The organism is Streptomyces sp. 351MFTsu5.1 (assembly GCF_000383655.1).
GTDB lineage: Bacteria > Actinomycetota > Actinomycetes > Streptomycetales > Streptomycetaceae > Streptomyces > Streptomyces griseorubiginosus.
Genome location: NZ_KB911776.1, coordinates 1 through 18210 on the forward strand (window position 1 = coordinate 1; position 18210 = coordinate 18210).

15 protein-coding genes and 4 tRNA genes are annotated in these 18210 nt (G+C 69.8%); 10 read left to right on the forward strand and 9 right to left on the reverse strand.

Annotation, left to right across the window (positions count from 1 at the left end):
* The 3 genes from H295_RS0103385 to H295_RS0103395 all read right to left on the reverse strand — a co-directional run.
* Positions 1-1625 (reverse strand): DEAD/DEAH box helicase (locus H295_RS0103385; RefSeq protein WP_043217084.1); only part of this gene is annotated, 1625 nt, incomplete at its 3' end.
* A 233-nt stretch (positions 1626-1858) separates the two neighbouring features.
* Positions 1859-2371, reverse strand: a complete 513-nt coding sequence (locus H295_RS0103390) for a hypothetical protein (RefSeq protein WP_020133940.1) — start codon at positions 2369-2371, stop codon at positions 1859-1861.
* Positions 2372-2450: 79 nt separating this feature from the next.
* A complete protein-coding gene (locus H295_RS0103395; protein WP_020133941.1) occupies positions 2451-2801 on the reverse strand; it encodes a metallopeptidase family protein in 351 nt (116 codons plus the stop codon).
* Between the two features lie 85 nt (positions 2802-2886).
* On the opposite strand from H295_RS0103395, the gene H295_RS0103400 reads away from it, so the two are divergent.
* The 8 genes from H295_RS0103400 to H295_RS47775 all read left to right on the forward strand — a co-directional run bounded on the left by H295_RS0103400 (position 2887) and on the right by H295_RS47775 (position 9944).
* A complete protein-coding gene (locus tag H295_RS0103400; RefSeq protein ID WP_020133942.1) occupies positions 2887-4485 on the forward strand; it encodes a metallophosphoesterase family protein in 1599 nt (532 codons plus the stop codon).
* An 80-nt stretch (positions 4486-4565) separates the two neighbouring features.
* Positions 4566-4638 (forward strand) — tRNA-Glu (locus H295_RS0103405).
* Between the two features lie 38 nt (positions 4639-4676).
* A tRNA-Asp gene (locus H295_RS0103410) sits at positions 4677-4751 on the forward strand.
* 24 nt (positions 4752-4775) lie between these two features.
* Positions 4776-4849: transfer RNA gene (locus H295_RS0103415), tRNA-Phe, on the forward strand.
* Between the two features lie 64 nt (positions 4850-4913).
* Positions 4914-5246 carry a hypothetical protein gene (locus H295_RS0103420; RefSeq protein ID WP_020133943.1) on the forward strand — a complete coding sequence of 111 codons (333 nt, stop codon included), beginning with the start codon at positions 4914-4916 and terminating at the stop codon, positions 5244-5246.
* Between the two features lie 72 nt (positions 5247-5318).
* Positions 5319-9278: an ATP-dependent RNA helicase HrpA gene (gene hrpA, locus H295_RS0103425; protein ID WP_020133944.1), complete on the forward strand. Its 3960-nt coding sequence runs from the start codon at positions 5319-5321 to the stop codon at positions 9276-9278.
* A 94-nt stretch (positions 9279-9372) separates the two neighbouring features.
* A tRNA-Asp gene (locus tag H295_RS0103430) sits at positions 9373-9447 on the forward strand.
* A 293-nt stretch (positions 9448-9740) separates the two neighbouring features.
* Positions 9741-9944, forward strand: a complete 204-nt coding sequence (locus tag H295_RS47775; RefSeq protein ID WP_020133945.1) for a DUF6274 family protein — start codon at positions 9741-9743, stop codon at positions 9942-9944.
* 381 nt (positions 9945-10325) lie between these two features.
* On the opposite strand, the gene bldC is transcribed toward H295_RS47775, so the two are convergent.
* Together bldC and H295_RS0103445 are read right to left on the reverse strand one after the other, a co-directional pair.
* Positions 10326-10532, reverse strand: a complete 207-nt coding sequence (gene bldC, locus H295_RS0103440) for a developmental transcriptional regulator BldC (protein ID WP_003949541.1) — start codon at positions 10530-10532, stop codon at positions 10326-10328.
* 457 nt (positions 10533-10989) lie between these two features.
* Positions 10990-11832 (reverse strand): hypothetical protein, encoded by an 843-nt coding sequence (locus tag H295_RS0103445; RefSeq protein WP_020133946.1) that lies wholly within the window; start codon positions 11830-11832, stop codon positions 10990-10992.
* Positions 11833-12055: 223 nt separating this feature from the next.
* Here H295_RS0103445 and H295_RS0103450 point away from each other — a divergent pair, with 223 nt between their 5' ends.
* Positions 12056-13156 carry a Leu/Phe/Val dehydrogenase gene (locus H295_RS0103450; protein WP_020133947.1) on the forward strand — a complete coding sequence of 367 codons (1101 nt, stop codon included), beginning with the start codon at positions 12056-12058 and terminating at the stop codon, positions 13154-13156.
* 307 nt (positions 13157-13463) lie between these two features.
* Entirely contained in the window at positions 13464-13718 is a 255-nt protein-coding gene (locus H295_RS0103455) for a DUF3073 domain-containing protein (protein WP_020133948.1), read from the forward strand.
* 65 nt (positions 13719-13783) lie between these two features.
* Here the strand turns inward: H295_RS0103455 and purM are convergent, their stop codons facing one another.
* Genes purM through H295_RS0103475 form a run of 4 tightly spaced genes read right to left on the reverse strand, consistent with a single transcriptional unit; the run spans position 13784 to position 18125 of the window.
* Positions 13784-14851 (reverse strand): phosphoribosylformylglycinamidine cyclo-ligase, encoded by a 1068-nt coding sequence (gene purM, locus H295_RS0103460; RefSeq protein ID WP_028809006.1) that lies wholly within the window; start codon positions 14849-14851, stop codon positions 13784-13786.
* A 45-nt stretch (positions 14852-14896) separates the two neighbouring features.
* Positions 14897-16426 (reverse strand): amidophosphoribosyltransferase, encoded by a 1530-nt coding sequence (gene purF / locus H295_RS0103465; RefSeq protein WP_020133950.1) that lies wholly within the window; start codon positions 16424-16426, stop codon positions 14897-14899.
* A 57-nt stretch (positions 16427-16483) separates the two neighbouring features.
* Complete coding sequence (locus H295_RS0103470) at positions 16484-17296, reverse strand: META domain-containing protein (protein ID WP_020133951.1); 813 nt, start codon at positions 17294-17296, stop codon at positions 16484-16486.
* Positions 17297-17327: 31 nt separating this feature from the next.
* The gene (locus tag H295_RS0103475; protein ID WP_020133952.1) at positions 17328-18125 is read right to left on the reverse strand and encodes a maleylpyruvate isomerase family mycothiol-dependent enzyme; all 798 of its coding nucleotides are present in this window, start codon (positions 18123-18125) and stop codon (positions 17328-17330) included.
* Positions 18126-18210 lie beyond the last annotated feature (85 nt).

Below are 18210 nucleotides of genomic sequence, written 5' to 3' on the forward strand. Positions count from 1 at the left end.
CCACCACGGTCGTTGTCCCGACGGTCACGGTTGAAGCCACCGCGGTCGTCACGACGCTCGAACGAACGACCACCACGGTCGTCCCGACGCTCGTAGTTGCCCCGCTCGTCACGGCGCTGACGCGGCTGCTCGTACGCGGGACGCTCGGCGGGCTGCTCGGCGACGGCGGCCTCGGCGCGGGCCTCCGCCTCCTGGGCCACGACGGCCTCGGCGGCCGCGGCGACCGCGGTCTCCGGGTCCTCACCGCGCTCGCGGGCGGCACGCGCGACGAGGCGGTCGGCCTCCTCGCGCAGCTCGGTCGCGCGGCGCTGGGCCCGCTCCAGCTCCTTGGTGAGCTGGGCGACCTCGCGCTCGGCCTGCTGAGCCGCGTTGGCCGCGGACTCGGACTGGACCTCGGTCATCGAGCGGGCGCCGGTGATCTCGGCGACCTCGGGCTCGAAGGCCGTACCGGAGTTGATGATGTGACGGCCGGCGTCGACGCCCGCGTCCTCCATGAGCCGGAAGATCTGCCGGCGCTGGTGCGGGAGGGAGAGGGAGACGACGGTGCCGGTGCGGCCGGCGCGAGCGGTACGGCCCGCGCGGTGCAGGTAGTCCTTGTGGTCGCCGGCCGGGTCCACGTTCAGGACCAGGTCGATGCCGTCGACGTGGATGCCGCGGGCGGCGACGTCGGTGGCGACGAGCGCGTTGACGTAGCCGTCCTTGAAGTCGGCCAGCGTGCGGGTGCGCGCGCCCTGGGTCATGCCGCCGTGCAGCGCGTCGGCCTTCACGCCCGCCTCGCGCAGCTGCTCGGCGATGCGGTCGGCGCCCAGCTGGGTGCGGACGAAGATGATGGTGCGGCCCTTGCGGGAGGCGATGGCCGCGGTGACCGGCGCCTTGTCCTTGGGCTTCACGATCAGGATGTGGTGGGACATCGTCGTGACGTTGCCCTGGGCGCTGTCGACCTCGTGCGTGACCGGGTTGCTCAGGTAGCGCTTGACCAGGGTGGAGATCTCGTTCTCCATCGTGGCCGAGAACAGCATCCGCTGGCCGCCGGCCGGGATCTGGTCGAGCAGCTCGGTGACCTCGGGCAGGAAGCCCAGGTCGGACATCTGGTCGGCCTCGTCGAGGACGGCGACCTCGACGTTCTCCAGGGAGCAGGCGCCGCGGTTGATGATGTCGCGCAGCCGGCCCGGGGTGGCGACGAGGATGTCGACGCCGCGCTCCAGGGCGTAGATCTGGTTGCCCATCGACGTACCGCCGCAGACGACCTTCATCTTGAGGCCGAGCACGTCGCCGTACGGCTGGAGGGCGTCCGCGACCTGCATCGCGAGCTCACGGGTCGGGGTGAGGATGACGGCGCGGGGCTTGTGCTTCTCGGTGCGGCCGCCGGAGAGGCGGGCCATCGTCGGCAGACCGAAGGAGAGGGTCTTGCCGGAGCCGGTGCGGCCACGGCCGAGGATGTCCTTGCCGGCCAGGGCGTCCGGGATGGTCGCGGCCTGGATCGGGAAGGGGGTGGTCACGCCGTTCTGGGCGAGCTTGCGCACCACGCCCTCGGGGAGACCGAGGTCCGCGAAGGTGACCTCGGGAGCGCCTTCGGTGCCCTCGTTCTCGGGCATGACGGCGTGATCAGTACTGGAAATGGACATGCGTAAGCGAAACCTTCCGGAGTCTCGTCGGCACGCGCCCGTCAACTCCGTGATTCGCAATACGACCGCCTCTATGCGGTCAGCCACGGCAAGGGAGAGAACGCGCCACACGGCGCTCTCTGCAATGGCGCCGGGCAATGGGATCAAACGATCTACCACCATACGCACCCCCCACCCCCCGAGGCAAACCAAAGGCTGCCGGTGTAGTGCAGGTCACGTAGGCGGCCGCCGCGTCACACCGGCGCACCCGCCGTGGGCGCCGGTTCGCGCTGGCTCAGCTGCGGTGCCGTCTCCGGCGGCGCGGACGACGACGGCTCCGCGGGCGGCGGCGACGGGGTGGGCGATGCGGGCGGCTCGCTCGACGCGGGCGGCTCCGGATCGGGCGTGTGCGTGGGGGGCGGGTCGTCGTGCGTCGCCGAGGGCGCCGGCCTGGCCGACTTCCCCGGCCGCGCCCCCGCGGAGGCGGACGCGCTCGCCGAGGCGGACGCCGACGGGGACGCCGACTCCTCGCCGTGCTTCCCCTTTTTCTTCCCGTGCTTGCCGTCCGCGGCCGCCCTGCCGAGTCCCACGGAACCACCGGAGCCCGCCGAGCCCCCGTCGGGCCCGGCACCGCCCCGCTCACCGGCGGAGTGCGACGGCTTGGCACCGCCGTCTCCGTCGTCCCCGCCCACGCTCATGCAGCCCGCTGCGGCGGCGACGGCCATGACCGTGGCGGCCAGACGGACGGGTACGTACAAGGGGCGCACGAGCAGCCACCTCCGAGGGCGGTCGTCAGAGAGTCAACCTGTCCAACTCCCGCCGCCCACAAGAGGACACGCGAACCGCTTATCCGTACCCGAGTGCGTGCAGCCGCGCGTCGTCGATCCCGAAGTGGTGGGCGATCTCGTGCACCACCGTCACCTCGGTCTCCGCGACCACCTCGTCCCGCGTCGCGCACATCCTGAGCGTCGGCCCCCGGTAGATCGTGATGCGGTCCGGCAGCACCCCCGCGTACCACTCGCCGCGGTCCGTCAGCGGAGTGCCCTCGTACAGGCCGAGCAGCTCGGGATCGTCCGCCGGCGGTTCGTCCTCGACGAACACCGCGACGTTGTCCATCAGCCGCGTCAACTCCGGCGGAATCCGGTCCAGCGCCTCGGCGACCAGTTCCTCGAACTCCTCGCGCGTCATCTCCAGCACATGCCCATTCTCCGGTACGACCCCGCCGTACGAGAGTGCGGAGCGCGCCCGCATATCCGCGCGCGGACTTGGGCATACGGGACCAATGGCCCGCGTCCCCGCCGCCGCCCGGAAGATCCTGTCCGCCGTAAGGAAGGCACCGCACGCCCTCACCCGGCACTACGCCGGTCGCCGCTCCCACCCGTCCGTCGAACTCGTCCATCCGGCTCATCCCTGGACCCGAGCCCTCGGTCTCGTCGCCGTGGTCCTTCTGGGTGCCTGGCTCGGCCTGCTGATCGTCGGCAACGTGCGGGTGCCGGTCGGGCCCATGAACACGACGATGACCCTGCGCCCCTCCCTGACCGGCGGCACGAAGATCAACGTGTCCCCGCTGGGCGCCCTCGAGCTGGACAGCCACCACGCGCCGGTCCGCCTGGACGTCAACGTCGACCAGCTCGACCCGGAACGCTCCCAGGCCCTCGTGGACCACCCCGAGCGACTCTCCGGCCTCCAGGACGAGGTCGCGTCGGACGTCGAGCACGGCACCCTCGATCTCGCGGTCCGCTCCTGCGTCGCCGTGGTCGCGGGCGCCACCGCCCTCGGCCTCGCCGTCTACCGGCGCCCGCGCCGCGCCCTCGCCGCCGGCGGCCTCGCCCTCACCCTCCTGGCGGCCTCCGGCGGCACCGCGTACGCCACCTGGAACCCCGAATCGGTCCTGGAGCCGAAGTTCTCGGGCCTGCTCTCCTCGGCCCCGTCCCTGGTCGGCAACGCGCGCAACATCGTCACCGAATTCGACGTCTACCAGAAGGAGTTGGCCCGCCTGGTCACCAACGTGACGAAGCTCTACGACGTCACGTCCACCCTCCCCGCCTACCAGCCGGACCCCACCACCATCCGGGTCCTGCACGTCTCCGACATCCATCTGAACCCGGCGAGCTGGAAGATCATCGCCTCGCTGGTGGAGCAGTACAAGGTCAATGTGATCGTCGACTCCGGCGACACCATGGATCACGGTACGGCGGCGGAGAACGGCTTCCTCGACCCGATCCCGGACCTCGGGGCGCCGTACGTCTGGGTCCGCGGCAACCACGACTCCCTGACCACCCAGCGCTACATGGAGGGCCTCAAGCGGGTCCACGTCCTCGACAACGGCAAGGCCGAGACCGTCGCCGGGCTGCGGTTCGCCGGCATGGGCGACCCCCAGTTCACCCCCGACCGCTCCACGAACCCGGGCGCCGACGAGTCCGAGGAGGCGGCGGGCGCCCGCCTGGCCGCGGCCCTGCGCGCACAGCGGGCCGCCGGGACCCCGGTCGACCTCGCGATCGCCCATGAGCCCTCGGCCGCCCGCGAGGTCGACGGCGAGGTGCCGATGATCCTGTCCGGCCACCTCCACCACCAGGAGATGGAGGTCCTGAAGAAGGGCACCCGGCTGCGCGTCGAGGGCTCCACGGGCGGCAGCGGCCTGCGGGCCGTCGAGGGCAAGTACCCCGACCCCATCGAGGCCTCGATCCTCTACCTGGACCGCGACACCCGCCGCCTCCAGGCCTGGGACGAGATCAGACTCGGCGGCCTGGGCCTCACGACGGCGGAGGTCAGCCGGCACCTCCCGCAGGACAACCAGCCGGGAGCGAAGCCGTCACCGACCACGTCGTCCACCGGTTCGCCGTCGGCCTCGCCCTCGGTCTCGCCCACGGGCAGCCCGTAAACCGTTTTGGCGATACCTCCCGGCATCCCATATGCTTCTCACGTCCCCGACGCGCTGAGAAGCGCCCAGGCGGGCCGATAGCCCTCATCGTCTAGCGGCCTAGGACGCCGCCCTTTCAAGGCGGTAGCACGGGTTCGAATCCCGTTGGGGGCACGCAAAACCGTGTGCGACACTGTTCGTGCACAACGCTTGGTCCTGTGGAGCAGTTTGGAGTGCTCGCCACCCTGTCAAGGTGGAGGCCGCGGGTTCAAATCCCGTCAGGACCGCTGAGGTTTCCCCGGAAGCCTCTCGGCTGGGTAGCTCAGTTGGTACGAGCGACCGCCTGAAAAGCGGTAGGTCGCCGGTTCGACCCCGGCCCCAGCCACAGCACAGACCCCGATCTCCGGATCGGGGTCTTGTTGTATCTGTCGTGGACAGGGGTGGGGACGATGAGTCAGGACGACGGTCTGGAGCTGGCCCGGGCGAGATACGGGCTGTTCGCGGTGCTGGCGAGCAATCTGGCGATCGCCGGGGTGGCGGTCGTCGGGGTCTGGCGACTGGACGGCGACAAGGCGGTGATCGTCGGCGTCCTCACCGCCGCGTTCACCGCGGTCAGCAGCATGACCACCGCCTACCTGGGCATCAAGGCGATCTCCAACACCGCGCGCTCCATCGCCCTCGGCGACGGCCGGGACCGCACCCCGGTGGCCGCGCCTCCGGTGGCCGCACCCCCCGTGACCGCACCCCCGGTGGCCGCGCCCCCGGCCGCGCGCACTCCCTGATCGCGGGGCTCCGCCGCCCCGGGACAAAACCGTTCGCCAGTAATTTCCCGGGGATGAGATCCTGGATCGCGTATGTCTACGCATCCTGCCCCCGCCCCCGGCGCCCCCACCTTCGGGGATCTCGCCGCCCGCCTGACCGAGCTGACCCTGCGTGACGCGCAACGGCTCGGGCGCAGGCTCGAAGGCGCGCGCCGGATCCGCAAGCCGGAGGCGCGCACCGCCGTGCTGGCCGAGATCGAGGCGGAGGTCGGCAAGGGCGAGGAGCGGATGGGCGCACGACGCGCCCGCGTGCCCTCGGTGTCGTATCCCGAGCAGCTCCCGGTCAGCCAGAAGAAGGACGAGATCGCGGCCGCCATCCGTGATCACCAGGTCGTGATCGTGGCCGGTGAGACCGGCTCCGGCAAGACGACCCAGATCCCGAAGATCTGCCTGGAGCTCGGCCGGGGCGTCAAGGGCATGATCGGACACACCCAGCCCCGCCGGATCGCCGCCCGCACGGTCGCCGAGCGGGTCGCCGAGGAGCTGGACACCCCGCTCGGCGAGGCCGTCGGCTGGAAGGTGCGGTTCACCGACCAGGTGAACCAGGACGCGACCTTCGTGAAGCTGATGACGGACGGCATCCTGCTCGCCGAGATCCAGACCGACCGCGAGCTGCGCGCCTACGACACGATCATCATCGACGAGGCCCACGAGCGGTCCCTCAACATCGACTTCCTGCTCGGCTACCTGGCCCAGCTGCTGCCGAAGCGCCCCGACCTCAAGGTCGTCATCACCTCCGCGACCATCGACCCCGAGCGCTTCTCCCGGCACTTCGGGGACGCCCCGATCGTCGAGGTCAGCGGCCGTACCTATCCCGTGGAGGTCCGCTACCGGCCCCTGCTGGAGGAGGACTCGGAGGACTCCGACCGCGACCAGATCACCGCGATCTGCGATGCGGTCGAGGAGCTCCAGGGCGAGGGCAAGGGCGACATCCTCGTCTTCCTCTCGGGCGAGCGGGAGATCCGGGACACCGCGGACGCGCTGGTGAAGAAGAACTACCGCTTCACAGAAGTGCTCCCCCTCTACGCCCGTCTCTCGCACGCCGAGCAGCACCGCGTGTTCCAACAGCACACCGGGCGCAGGATCGTTCTGGCGACCAACGTGGCCGAGACCTCCCTCACCGTCCCGGGCATCAAGTACGTCATCGACCCCGGCTTCGCCCGTATCTCCCGCTACAGCCACCGCACCAAGGTCCAGCGGCTGCCCATCGAAGCGATCTCGCAGGCCAGCGCCAACCAGCGCAAGGGCCGCTGCGGCCGTACCTCCGACGGCATCTGCATCCGCCTCTACAGCGAGGAGGACTTCGAGGCCCGCCCGGAGTTCACGGACGCGGAGATCCTGCGGACCAACCTCGCCTCCGTCATCCTCCAGATGACCGCGGCCGGCCTCGGCGACATCGAGAAGTTCCCCTTCATCGACCCGCCGGACCACCGCAACATCCGCGACGGCGTCCAACTCCTCCAGGAACTGGGCGCGTTGGACCCCTCCGAGAAGGACGTACGCAAGCGGCTGACCCAGACCGGCCGCAAGCTCGCCCAGCTGCCCGTCGACCCGCGCCTGGCGCGCATGGTCCTGGAGGCCGACAAGAACGGCTGTGTCCGCGAGGTCATGGTCATAGCCGCCGCGCTGTCCATCCAGGACCCGCGCGAGCGCCCGGCCGACAAGCAGACCCAGGCCGACCAGCAGCACGCCCGCTTCAAGGACGAGACCAGCGACTTCCTGGCGTACCTGAACCTGTGGCGGTACGTCCGCGAGCAGCAGAAGGAGCGGGGCTCGTCGTCCTTCCGCCGGATGTGCAAGCAGGAGTACCTGAACTTCCTGCGCATCCGCGAATGGCAGGACATCTACACCCAACTGCGCACGGTCGCCAAGCAGATGGGCATCCACCTCAACGAGGAGGACGCGGCCGACCAGTCCGTCCATGTCTCCCTCCTCGCCGGCCTTCTCTCCCACATCGGGATGAAGGACGTGAAGGACGGCAACAAGAACGAGTACCTGGGCGCCCGCAACGCCAAGTTCGCGATCTTCCCCGGCTCGTCCCTCTTCAAGAAGCAGCCGCGGTTCGTCATGTCGGCGGAGCTGGTGGAGACCTCGCGCCTGTGGGCCCGGGTCAACGCGAAGATCGAGCCCGAGTGGGTCGAGCCGCTCGCCGAGCACCTGCTCAAGCGGACGTACTCCGAACCGCACTGGGAGAAGGACCAGGCCGCGGTGATGGCGTACGAGAAGGTCACGCTGTACGGCGTGCCGATCGTCGCCCAGCGGAAGGTGAACTACGGCCGGATCGACCCGGAGTCGTCCCGCGAGCTTTTCATCCGCAACGCCCTGGTCGAGGGTGACTGGCGCACGCACCACAAGTTCTTCGCCGACAACCGCAAGCTGCTGAGCGAGGTCGAGGAGCTCGAACACCGGGCCCGGCGCCGGGACATCGTGGTCGACGACGACACCCTCTTCGACTTCTACGACCAGCGGGTGCCCGAACACGTCGTCTCCGGCGCCCACTTCGACTCCTGGTGGAAGCGCAAGCGGCACGAGGAACCCGAATTCCTCGACTTCGAGCGGGAGATGCTCATCCGGGAGTCGGCGGAGGCGGTCACCAAGGCCGACTATCCCGACTCGTGGCGGCAGGGCCCGCTGAAGTTCCGGGTGACGTACCAGTTCGAGCCGGGCGCGGACGCGGACGGTGTGACGGTCCACATCCCGCTCCAGGTCCTCAACCAGGTCAAGGACGAGGGCTTCGACTGGCAGATCCCGGGCCTGCGGGAGGAGTTGGTGACGGAGCTGATCCGTTCCCTCCCCAAGCCGATCCGCCGCAACTACGTGCCGGCGCCGAACTTCGCCAAACGGTTCCTGGACACGGCGGTGCCGTTGCAGGAGCCCCTCACGGTCACCATGGCCCGCGAGCTGAAGCGCATGGTCGGCGTGCCCTTCGACGCGGAGGACTTCGACCAGTCCCGGATCCCCGACCACCTCCGCATCACCTTCCGGATCGTGGACGAGCGGCGGCGGAAACTGGCGGAGGCCAAGGACCTGGAGGCACTGCGGCTCCAGCTGAGGCCGAAGGCGCGCCAGGCGCTCTCCCAGGCGGCCGCCGCGACCGCGTCCCGCGAGGGCGGCGAGTCCCTGGAGCGCAAGGGCCTGACGGACTGGACGATCGGCTCCCTCACCCGGGTCTTCGAGACCCGTCGGGCGGGCCAGCCGGTGAAGGCGTACCCGGCGCTGGTGGACGACGGCGACACCGTCTCCGTACGCCTCTTCGACACCGAGGCCGAGCAGGCCGAGGCGATGTGGAAGGGCACCCGGCGGCTCATCGTGCGCAACATCCCGGTGAACCCGGCGAAGTTCGCGTCCGAGAAGCTGACGAACCCCCAGAAGCTGGCCCTGTCGGCGAACCCGCACGGCTCCATCCAGGCCCTGTTCGACGACTGCGCGACCGCGGCGGCGGACAAGCTGATCGGGGACTTCGGGGGGCCTGCGTGGGACGAGGAGTCGTACCGGAAGCTGTACGACAAGGTGCGTTCGGAGATCGTCGACACCACGGTCCGCACGGTCGGCCAGGTGCAGCAGGTGCTCGCCGCCTGGCAGGCCTGTGAGCGCCGTCTGAAGGCCGTACGGAGCCCGGCGCTGCTGGCGAACCTGGCGGACGTGCGGAAGCAGTTGGACGCCCTCGTGAAGCCCGGCTTCGTCACGGAGACGGGGTTGCGGCGCCTGCCCGACCTCATGCGCTACCTGGTGGCGGCGGACCGGCGGCTCCAGCAGATGCCGGCGAACGCCCAGCGGGACACGACCCGTATGGAGAAGGTCCACGAGATGCAGGACGAGTACGCCTGGCTCCTGGAGCAGCTCCCGCAGGGGCGGCCCGTGCCGCAGCAGGTCCTGGACGTCCGCTGGATGATCGAGGAGCTCCGGGTCAGCTATTTCGCCCACGCGTTGGGCACGGCGTACCCGATCTCGGACAAGCGGATCGTGAAGACGATCGACACGCTGGCTCCGTGACGACACCTTCACACAGGGTGAGTTCGACCAGGACGTCCCTGCTCCTGTACAGTCCTTCTCGCAGCGCAACGCACCAGTAAGCGCCGCGAAACCTGGTCCTGTGGAGCAGTTTGGAGTGCTCGCCACCCTGTCAAGGTGGAGGCCGCGGGTTCAAATCCCGTCAGGACCGCAGTAGGAAGTGAGGCCCGCATCCCGGCAACGGGAGGCGGGCCTTCTTCGTCATGTACGCGGGCCCAGGCATCCCAGCCCGTCCGGCGTTTGAGGACGAGGCCCCTTCAGGGCCGAAACGGGGGGCTGGGGGCGGCAGCCCCCAGGGCGGTCACGGCAGCGCCGGGTGAGGCAGGACGGGCGTTCAGCGATGCCACGGCGCCCCCGCGGAGCCCCACGCCATCTTGACGGCGCCTCAAAGCCCCGGTACCCAGAAACCAGGCCCCCGTTCCCGACGGAGCCCGGAGGTGGCATATGGCGGCATCGGTCAGGCACGAGACGCGGGCCCTGCTCCGCGCACACCTGTCGGCCGCGTCGTCGTATCGGCATCTGACCCGGCACTGCCCGATCTGCCACCGCCTCCTGCGCCTGGCGATGGATTCCGCGCCCCGAGCGACCGACCCCCCGGAGGAACCGGTGGAGCAGCCGACGGAGGACGGGACCGCGTCGCCCCTCTAGCGCACAAGTCCCAAGGGCAACAAGGACTCTGGCATGTGACGGGAGTCACCGCATGAGTTTTCAAAACGGTGGAACTTACCCCTCCCCTACAACAGGTCAATTTAATATGTGCAATTGCACTACTGATCCGACCTGTCCCAGGGCCCGCTCCGCAGGAGATCCGACACCCCTCCCCAGACTCCGACAAGCCCACTCACAGCGGCTCCGCCCCACCCCTGCGCACGCACAAAAAAGATCGCGCTGGACTCGGCGGAGTCCAGCGCGATCGACGACGGGGTTGAGAATGGGCCCTGTTGGGGCAGGACCCGCGTCGCTTGGAGCCAGGGTTCGGACGCCGCGACCAGTTGGGGGACCAGCCGGTTTGTCCGGTTATTGAGTTGTTCAGGCCTCGCTGCGCTGCTGCGGAATACCCGCGAGCAGAGCGCGGACCTCAGCCTCGCGGTAACGGCGGTGTCCGCCGAGCGTACGGATCGACGTGAGCTTGCCGGCCTTCGCCCACCGCGTGACCGTCTTCGGGTCCACGCGGAACATCGTGGCGACCTCAGCCGGGGTCAGCAGCGGCTCGGCATCAGGGGTGCGAGCGGTCATGAGCGGCCTCCTCGGGAGAACCGAACCTTCTCGGTTCTTTCCTCTAAATTCTGCACCTTGACCCGCGTTGCCCGAAATGGCGGATGCGGGTCGAGTCGGTTATAGGACGAACGGCTTGTCCTCGGCACTACAACTACACCATCCGTCCAGCCTCGTCGGCCAAACCGATGGAATTGCCCCCCAGGTGTTCATCGGCGACGGAAGCCGATGGACCATGCCATAGCGGACAGTCACGCCTCTGTGACGATCAGTCACAGAGGCGCTCAGGAGTCACCAGACCCCCCAAAGCGGAACCTCCCCCGGGCCCCTTGTCCTATTTTGGCATGAGGAGGGGTAAGAGACGCAAGAGCCGGATACGTGCGGTCCGTCACGCTTGCCCCTAGTTGATGGGACATCAGCGAAACCTCGTGACACCTTGAGCGAGGACGAAACCCCAAAAAGGGCGTCACGTCAAACGTCAGTTCGCCGAGCGCCGGTCCCTGACCGCCCGCCAGCGCTCCACGAGCCGCCCGTAGGCCTCGCCCGCGGCCACCCCGTCACCGAGCCTCAGCGCCTCGATGCCCTCGGCCACGTCGGCCGCCGAGTGGTCGTCCTCCAGCTCGCCCGGCGGCAGGACGTGCACCAGCCCGCCGTAGTCCAGCTCGACCAGCGAGCGCGGGTGGAACTCCTCCAGCCAGCGCCCCACGTCGATCAGGCCGTCGATGAGCGGCCCCTCGTCGACGCCGTCCTTCAGGGCCCGCAGCGCCCGCGCCACCCGCCGCCGGGCCTGCACCATGGGCGTGCGGTAGCGCAGCATCGGCGGGACCTCCCCGGACCCCTTGTCGAAACGCCGCTCCTCGTCGCCCACCAGCACGAACCAGTGCAGCGGCACCTGCCAGGTCGCCGTACGGATCCAGGGCCTGGCGTCCGGGTTCCGGGCCAGCCAGCGCTCGTAGTCCTGGGACGTCTGCCGGCGTACGACCTCGGGCAGCACGGCGTCCAGGACCGGGCCCGGCAGCTCCTCGCCGAGCTCCTCCATCGCCAGCCAGCCGCGCAGCCGGGTGCGCCAGGGGCACACGCACACCACGCCGTCCACATCCAGCACGAACGCGTCGCTGCTCTCGTGCACCGGTACCGGGACCGGCGGGGTGGGCAGCAGGTCGGCCAGCGAGCGACGCAGTTCGTCCTGGTACGACGGGCGCTCCCGGCGGCGGGCGTAGCGGGCCCAGTGGGTGCGCTCCGGTTCGGGGAAGGCGGCCAGCGGTTCGTACACGCGCAGATAGGTCGCGTACGGGACGATCACCGAGGACACCTTGGGCACGCCTGCTCTCTCCCCCGCCGCCTGCCGGGAAAACCTGCGAAACCCGCACACAAACGCGCGGGAAAACTATGCAAATCGTCGCACGCCCGCACGTCACGGGAAGGTGATCCTGAGCACTGCACGGTCTCGGGGCGTCACACGCTCTAATCTCGTGCTCACAGGCCCCCGCCACCCGTACGGGAAGCCTGCACCGATCGCCGCGACTTACCCAGGAGTCACCACAGTGACCGACGTAAACGGCGCCGCTGCCGATGTGCTGCACACCCTGTTCCACTCGGACCAGGGCGGCCACGAGCAGGTCGTGCTCTGCCAGGACCGCAGGAGCGGCCTCAAGGCCGTCATCGCCCTCCACTCCACCGCGCTGGGCCCCGCACTCGGCGGGACCCGCTTCTACCCGTACGCCACCGAGGCGGAGGCCGTCGCCGACGCCCTGAACCTCGCGCGCGGGATGTCGTACAAGAACGCCATGGCCGGACTCGACCACGGCGGTGGCAAGGCCGTGATCATCGGGGACCCGGAGCGCGACAAGAGCGAGGAACTGCTCCTCGCCTACGGCCGCTTCGTCGCCTCCCTCGGCGGCCGGTACGTCACCGCCTGCGACGTCGGCACCTACGTCGCCGACATGGACGTCGTCGCGCGGGAGTGCCGCTGGACGACCGGCCGCTCCCCCGAGAACGGCGGCGCCGGCGACTCCTCCGTCCTGACCGCCTTCGGCGTCTACCAGGGCATGCGGGCCAGCGCCGCGCACCTGTGGGGCGACCCGTCCCTGCGCGGGCGCAAGGTCGGCGTCGCGGGCGTCGGCAAGGTCGGGCACCACCTGGTCGCGCACCTGCGCGACGAGGGCGCCGAGGTCGTGATCACGGACGTCCGCGAGGAGGCCGTGGGGCGGGTCCTCGCCGCCCACCCGACGGGTGTGACGGCCGTCGCCGACACCGCGACCCTGATCCGCGCCGAGGGCCTCGACATCTACGCCCCCTGCGCGCTCGGCGGTGCCCTGAACGACGCCACCGTGCCGGCGCTGACCGCACGGATCGTCTGCGGCGCCGCCAACAACCAGCTCGAGCACCCGGGCGTCGAGAAGGACCTCGCGGACCGCGGGATCCTCTACGCGCCGGACTACGTCGTGAACGCCGGCGGGGTCATCCAGGTCGCCGACGAACTGCACGGGTTCGACTTCGAGCGGTGCAAGGCCAAGGCGGCGAAGATCTACGACACCACGCTCGCCATCTTCGCACGTGCGAAGGAAGACGGGATTCCGCCGGCCGCCGCGGCCGACCGGATCGCCGAGCAGCGGATGCACGAGGCGGCCCTGACGCGTTCCTGAACGCGGTCATGAACGGGGCCCGCTGACGTTTGACCGGTACCCGTCGGCGCACACTTAGAGAGAACTCTCACGTTCGTCGGCGGGTCGGCCGCGAAGAAGTGGTTAAAATCGCGGTTGACCAGCGGGGACGGGGCTCCCCGCGGGTGCCGGTGCCGGGCCCGTGCTGCGGGCGACGTACCGTATGGGCGTGGGCTCAGGTACCGTGGAAGCCCTACGGACCGGACTCTCTGTGGAGAGTCCGTTCCAGATCATGAACGCGTGTCAAGACTCTGGGGCCACCGAGCCCCGTATCCGAGGGGGTCGAGCCATGGGGCGCGGCCGGGCAAAGGCCAAGCAGACGAAGGTCGCCCGCCAGCTGAAGTACAGCAGCGGCGGGACTGATCTGTCGCGTCTGGCCAATGAGCTGGGCGCTTCGACTTCGAGCCAGCCGCCGAATGGCGAGCCGTTCGAGGACGACGACGACGAAGACGACCCGTACGCCCAGTACGCGGATCTCTACAACGACGACGAGGACGAGGACGACGAGTCCGGTCCGTCGTCCCAACACCGCCGCGGCGCTTGACGCTCTAGCTGTGCTTGACCCGGTCCGAGTGGTCCACACCACCGGACCGGGTTTTGCGCTGCCTGTCAGGCGCTGTAGTCGCCCACCAGCTCGGCGCCGGTCTCCTTGTCGTCCCGGTCGGTGATCTCGCCCGCGATCCAGGACTCGACCCCGCGGTCGGCCAGGGTCGCCAGCGCCACGTCCGCCGACTCCTCGGGGACGATCGCGATCATGCCGACGCCCATGTTCAGGGTCTTCTCCAGCTCCAGGCGCTCGACCTGACCCGTCCTGCCGACGAGGTCGAAGATCGGGTCCGGGGTCCAGGTGGTGCGGTCGACGATCGCGTGCAGGTCGTCGGGGATCACACGGGCCAGGTTGGCGGCCAGGCCGCCTCCGGTGACGTGCGAGAAGGCATGCACCTCGGCCGTGCTGATCAGGGCCAGGCAGTCCAGCGAGTAGATCTTGGTCGGCTCCAGGAGCTCTTCGCCGAGGGTGCGGCCCAGCTCGTCGATCCGGGCGTCCAGGGAGAGCCCCGCCTCGTTCAGGAGCACATGCCGGACAAGCGAGTACCCGTTCGAGTGAAGACCCGAGGCGGCCATGGCGATCACCGCGTCACCCTTACGGATGCGATCCGCGCCCAGCAGCCGGTCGGCCTCCACGACGCCCGTACCGGCGCCCGCGACGTCGAAGTCGTCCGGGCCCAGCAGACCGGGGTGTTCGGCCGTCTCGCCGCCCACCAGGGCGCAGCCGGCGAGCACACAGCCCTCGGCGATGCCCTTGACGATCGCGGCGACCCGCTCGGGGTGGACCTTGCCGACACAGATGTAGTCGGTCATGAACAGCGGCTCGGCCCCGCACACCACGATGTCGTCCATGACCATCGCGACCAGGTCGTGGCCGATGGTGTCGTAGACGCCCAACTGGCGCGCGATGTCGACCTTGGTGCCCACCCCGTCGGTGGCGGAGGCGAGCAGGGGGCGCTCGTAGCGCTTGAGGGCGGAGGCGTCGAAGAGTCCGGCGAAACCGCCGAGGCCGCCGAGGACCTCGGGGCGCTGGGTCTTCTTCACCCACTCCTTCATGAGTTCTACGGCGCGGTCGCCCGCCTCGATGTCGACGCCCGCGGCTGCGTAGCTGGCACCAGTTGTCTCAGACATGGGTGGTGAGAACCTTCGTGTCGTACTGCAGGTGGGACGGGCCGGCTACGGGCGACGGATCGCGTCGGCGGCGGCCGTGGCGGCGGGCCCGGCGGCCAGCTCTGTCTCCAGGAGCTGCTTGCCGAGCAGCTCGGGGTCCGGGAGCTCCATCGGGTACTCGCCGTCGAAGCAGGCGCGGCAGAGGTTCGGCTTGGCGATGGTGGTCGCCTCGATCATGCCGTCGATGGAGATGTAGGCCAGCGAGTCGGCGCCCAGGCTGGTGCCGATCTCGTCGATCGTCATGCCGTTGGCGATGAGCTCCGCGCGGGTAGCGAAGTCGATGCCGAAGAAGCAGGGCCACTTCACGGGCGGCGAGGAGATCCGGATGTGGACCTCGGCGGCGCCCGCCTCGCGGAGCATGCGGACCAGGGCGCGCTGGGTGTTGCCGCGCACGATCGAGTCGTCGACGACGACCAGCCGCTTGCCCTTGATGACTTCCTTGAGCGGGTTCAGCTTCAGGCGGATGCCGAGCTGGCGAATGGTCTGCGAGGGCTGGATGAACGTACGGCCGACATAGGCGTTCTTCACCAGACCGGCACCGAAGGGGATGCCGGACGCCTCCGCGTAGCCGATCGCGGCCGGGGTGCCCGACTCCGGGGTCGCTATGACCAGATCGGCGTCGACCGGCGCTTCCTTGGCGAGCTTGCGGCCCATCTCCACGCGGGAGAGGTAGACGTTCCGGCCGGCGATGTCGGTGTCGGGGCGCGCCAGATAGACGTACTCGAAGACACAGCCCTTGGGCTTCGCTTCCGCGAATCGGGAGGTGCGCAGACCGTTCTCGTCGATGGCGACGAACTCGCCCGGCTCGATCTCGCGGACGTAGCTGGCACCGCAGATGTCGAGGGCCGCGGACTCGGAGGCGACGACCCAGCCGCGCTCCAGGCGGCCGAGGACCAGCGGGCGGATGCCCTGCGGGTCGCGGGCCGCGTAGAGGGTGTGCTCGTCCATGAAGACGAGCGAGAACGCGCCCCGCACCTTCGGGAGGACGGAGTGGGCCGCCTCCTCGATGGTCAGCGGCTTGCCGTCCTCGTCCTCCTGCGCTGCGAGCAGGGCCGTCAGGAGGTCGGTGTCGTTGGTGGCCGCGACGCGCGGGGTGCGGCCGCCCTCCTTCTTCGGGAGGTCGGCGACCATCTCGGCGAGCTGCGCCGTGTTGACCAGGTTGCCGTTGTGGCCGAGCGCGATCGAACCGTGCGCGGTGGCGCGGAACGTCGGCTGGGCGTTCTCCCACACGGAGGCGCCGGTGGTCGAGTAGCGGGCGTGACCGACCGCGATGTGACCCTGGAGCGAACCGAGCGAGGTCTCGTCGAAGACCTGGGAGACAAGGCCCATGTCCTTGAAGACGAGGATCTGGGAGCCGTTGCTGACCGCGATACCCGCGGATTCCTGGCCCCGATGCTGGAGGGCGTAGAGCCCGAAGTAAGTGAGCTTGGCGACCTCTTCACCGGGAGCCCAGACTCCGAAGACGCCGCAGGCGTCCTGGGGGCCCTTCTCACCGGGGAGCAGATCATGATTGAGTCGACCGTCACCACGTGGCACGGCTCCGAGTGTAGGCGAGATCGACCACTGGTCCGAATTCGTGGAGAGTGGGCTTTCTTACTCCGCTCGGGCCGTAACGCTCCCGCCGGACGGGTTCGTGATCTTCAGAGAATCCCGTTCCTGCTGGTAGGACACCTTGCCGGAGAGGATTCCGGCGAGTTCCCGCTCGGTCTTCATCACCGGGCCCGCACACATCATGCGTGTGGTCGCCAGGGGCCCGAAGTCGATGGTGCCGTCCTTGACGACGGCTGTGCCGCGGAAGGTGTTGCAGCCGAGACTGCCGGTGACGGTGTTGTTCGCGGTGAGGGTGAGATGTGCCCGCGGGCCGATCGCCCAGCGGGTGCCTTTGAGCGGCGGGGCCGTCTTCTCCCGGAAGGTGATGCTGTCGCCGTCGGCGCGGGTCAGGGTGAGGGTCCTGGTGCCGTCGCGTTCGGAGATCCTGGCCTTGTGGGTGCCCTCGAAGACGCTGGTGAACCGGGTCTCGAAATCCCCGATCGGGTCGGGGCAGCCGATCAGCGTCTGGACCAGGTCGGTGATCCGCACGGTGTCGCCGTCGATCTCGGCGTCGGCACCGATGCTGTTGCAGCCGACCGAGCCGCCGGAATCGCCGCCCCCGACGTCCGGGTCGCTGGTGCCGGACTCGAAGGTGATGTGGGCGTCCTCGGCGTTCTTCGGCAGCACGTACTCCTTGCCGTTGACGGTCACCTTCTGCGGCAGCCACTCGACGTCCGTGAGGGCACCGGCCCCGGTGACCTTCGCGCCGTCGGTGACCGAGTCGCTCCCGGTGCCGGCTTCCGAGCCGCAGGCGGCCAGCAGCGTGGTGCCCGCGGCGGCCAGGGCGGCGCATTTCACACGTGTCGTCCGCTTCATGCACCTTGGACGCACGGGACCCGTGAAGGGTTCACTCCATCAACGGAAGCAGCCCGCCCAGATCCGCCCGCTCCCCGCTCGCACTGACCTTGGCCTCGCCGAGCGCGTCCGTCCAGGTCAGTCGACCGGTGGCGAGCCGGAGCCAGGTCAGCGGGTCGGTCTCGACGACGTTCGGCGGGATGCCGCGGGTGTGCCTGGGCCCCTCGACGCACTGCACCACGGCGTACGGCGGCACCCGCACCTCGGTCGACCCGCCGGGCGCCTTCACGGCGAGGGCGTCGGCGAGGAGCCGGGTGCAGGCGGCCAGGGCCTGACGGTCGTACGGGATGTCCAGGCCGGGGACGGCGGCGTTCAGGTCGTCGGTGTGGACGACGAGTTCGACGGTCCGGGTGACCAGGTAGTCGGCCAGGGGCATCGCGCCGGCGTTCGTCTCCAGGAGGCGCGTACCGGGGTGTGCGTCCAGCAGCTCGGCCAGGGTCCGCTCGATCTCGCCGAGGTAGGCGTCGAGGTCCGGGTGCCGCTCGGCGAGGTCCCGGGTGAACTCGGCGATGGCCGCGGAGCTCGCGGCGGTGGCGAAGGGCCAGTCCAGGACCGTGGCGTCCTGCCGGGCCGGGGCGGGCCGGTCCAGGCTCCGGTGGACGGCCGTGACCGCCATCCCGATGTGCGCGACCAGCTCGCGTACGGTCCACTCCCCCAGCCGCGTGGGCAGCGCCAACTGCTCCGGGGTCAGCGCGCGTACGGCCTCTCGTACGTTTCCGAACTGGGCCTGCACGGCCTTGCGGATCTTGACGGGGTCGTACGTACGGGCGCGCTTCCTGGCCGTGGGCATGACGGTGAGCCTAGTCCCGCGTCCCCGTGACGAAGGCCCCGCCCGTCAGGACGACGGGCGGGGCCTTCACGGTCGTACGACTGCC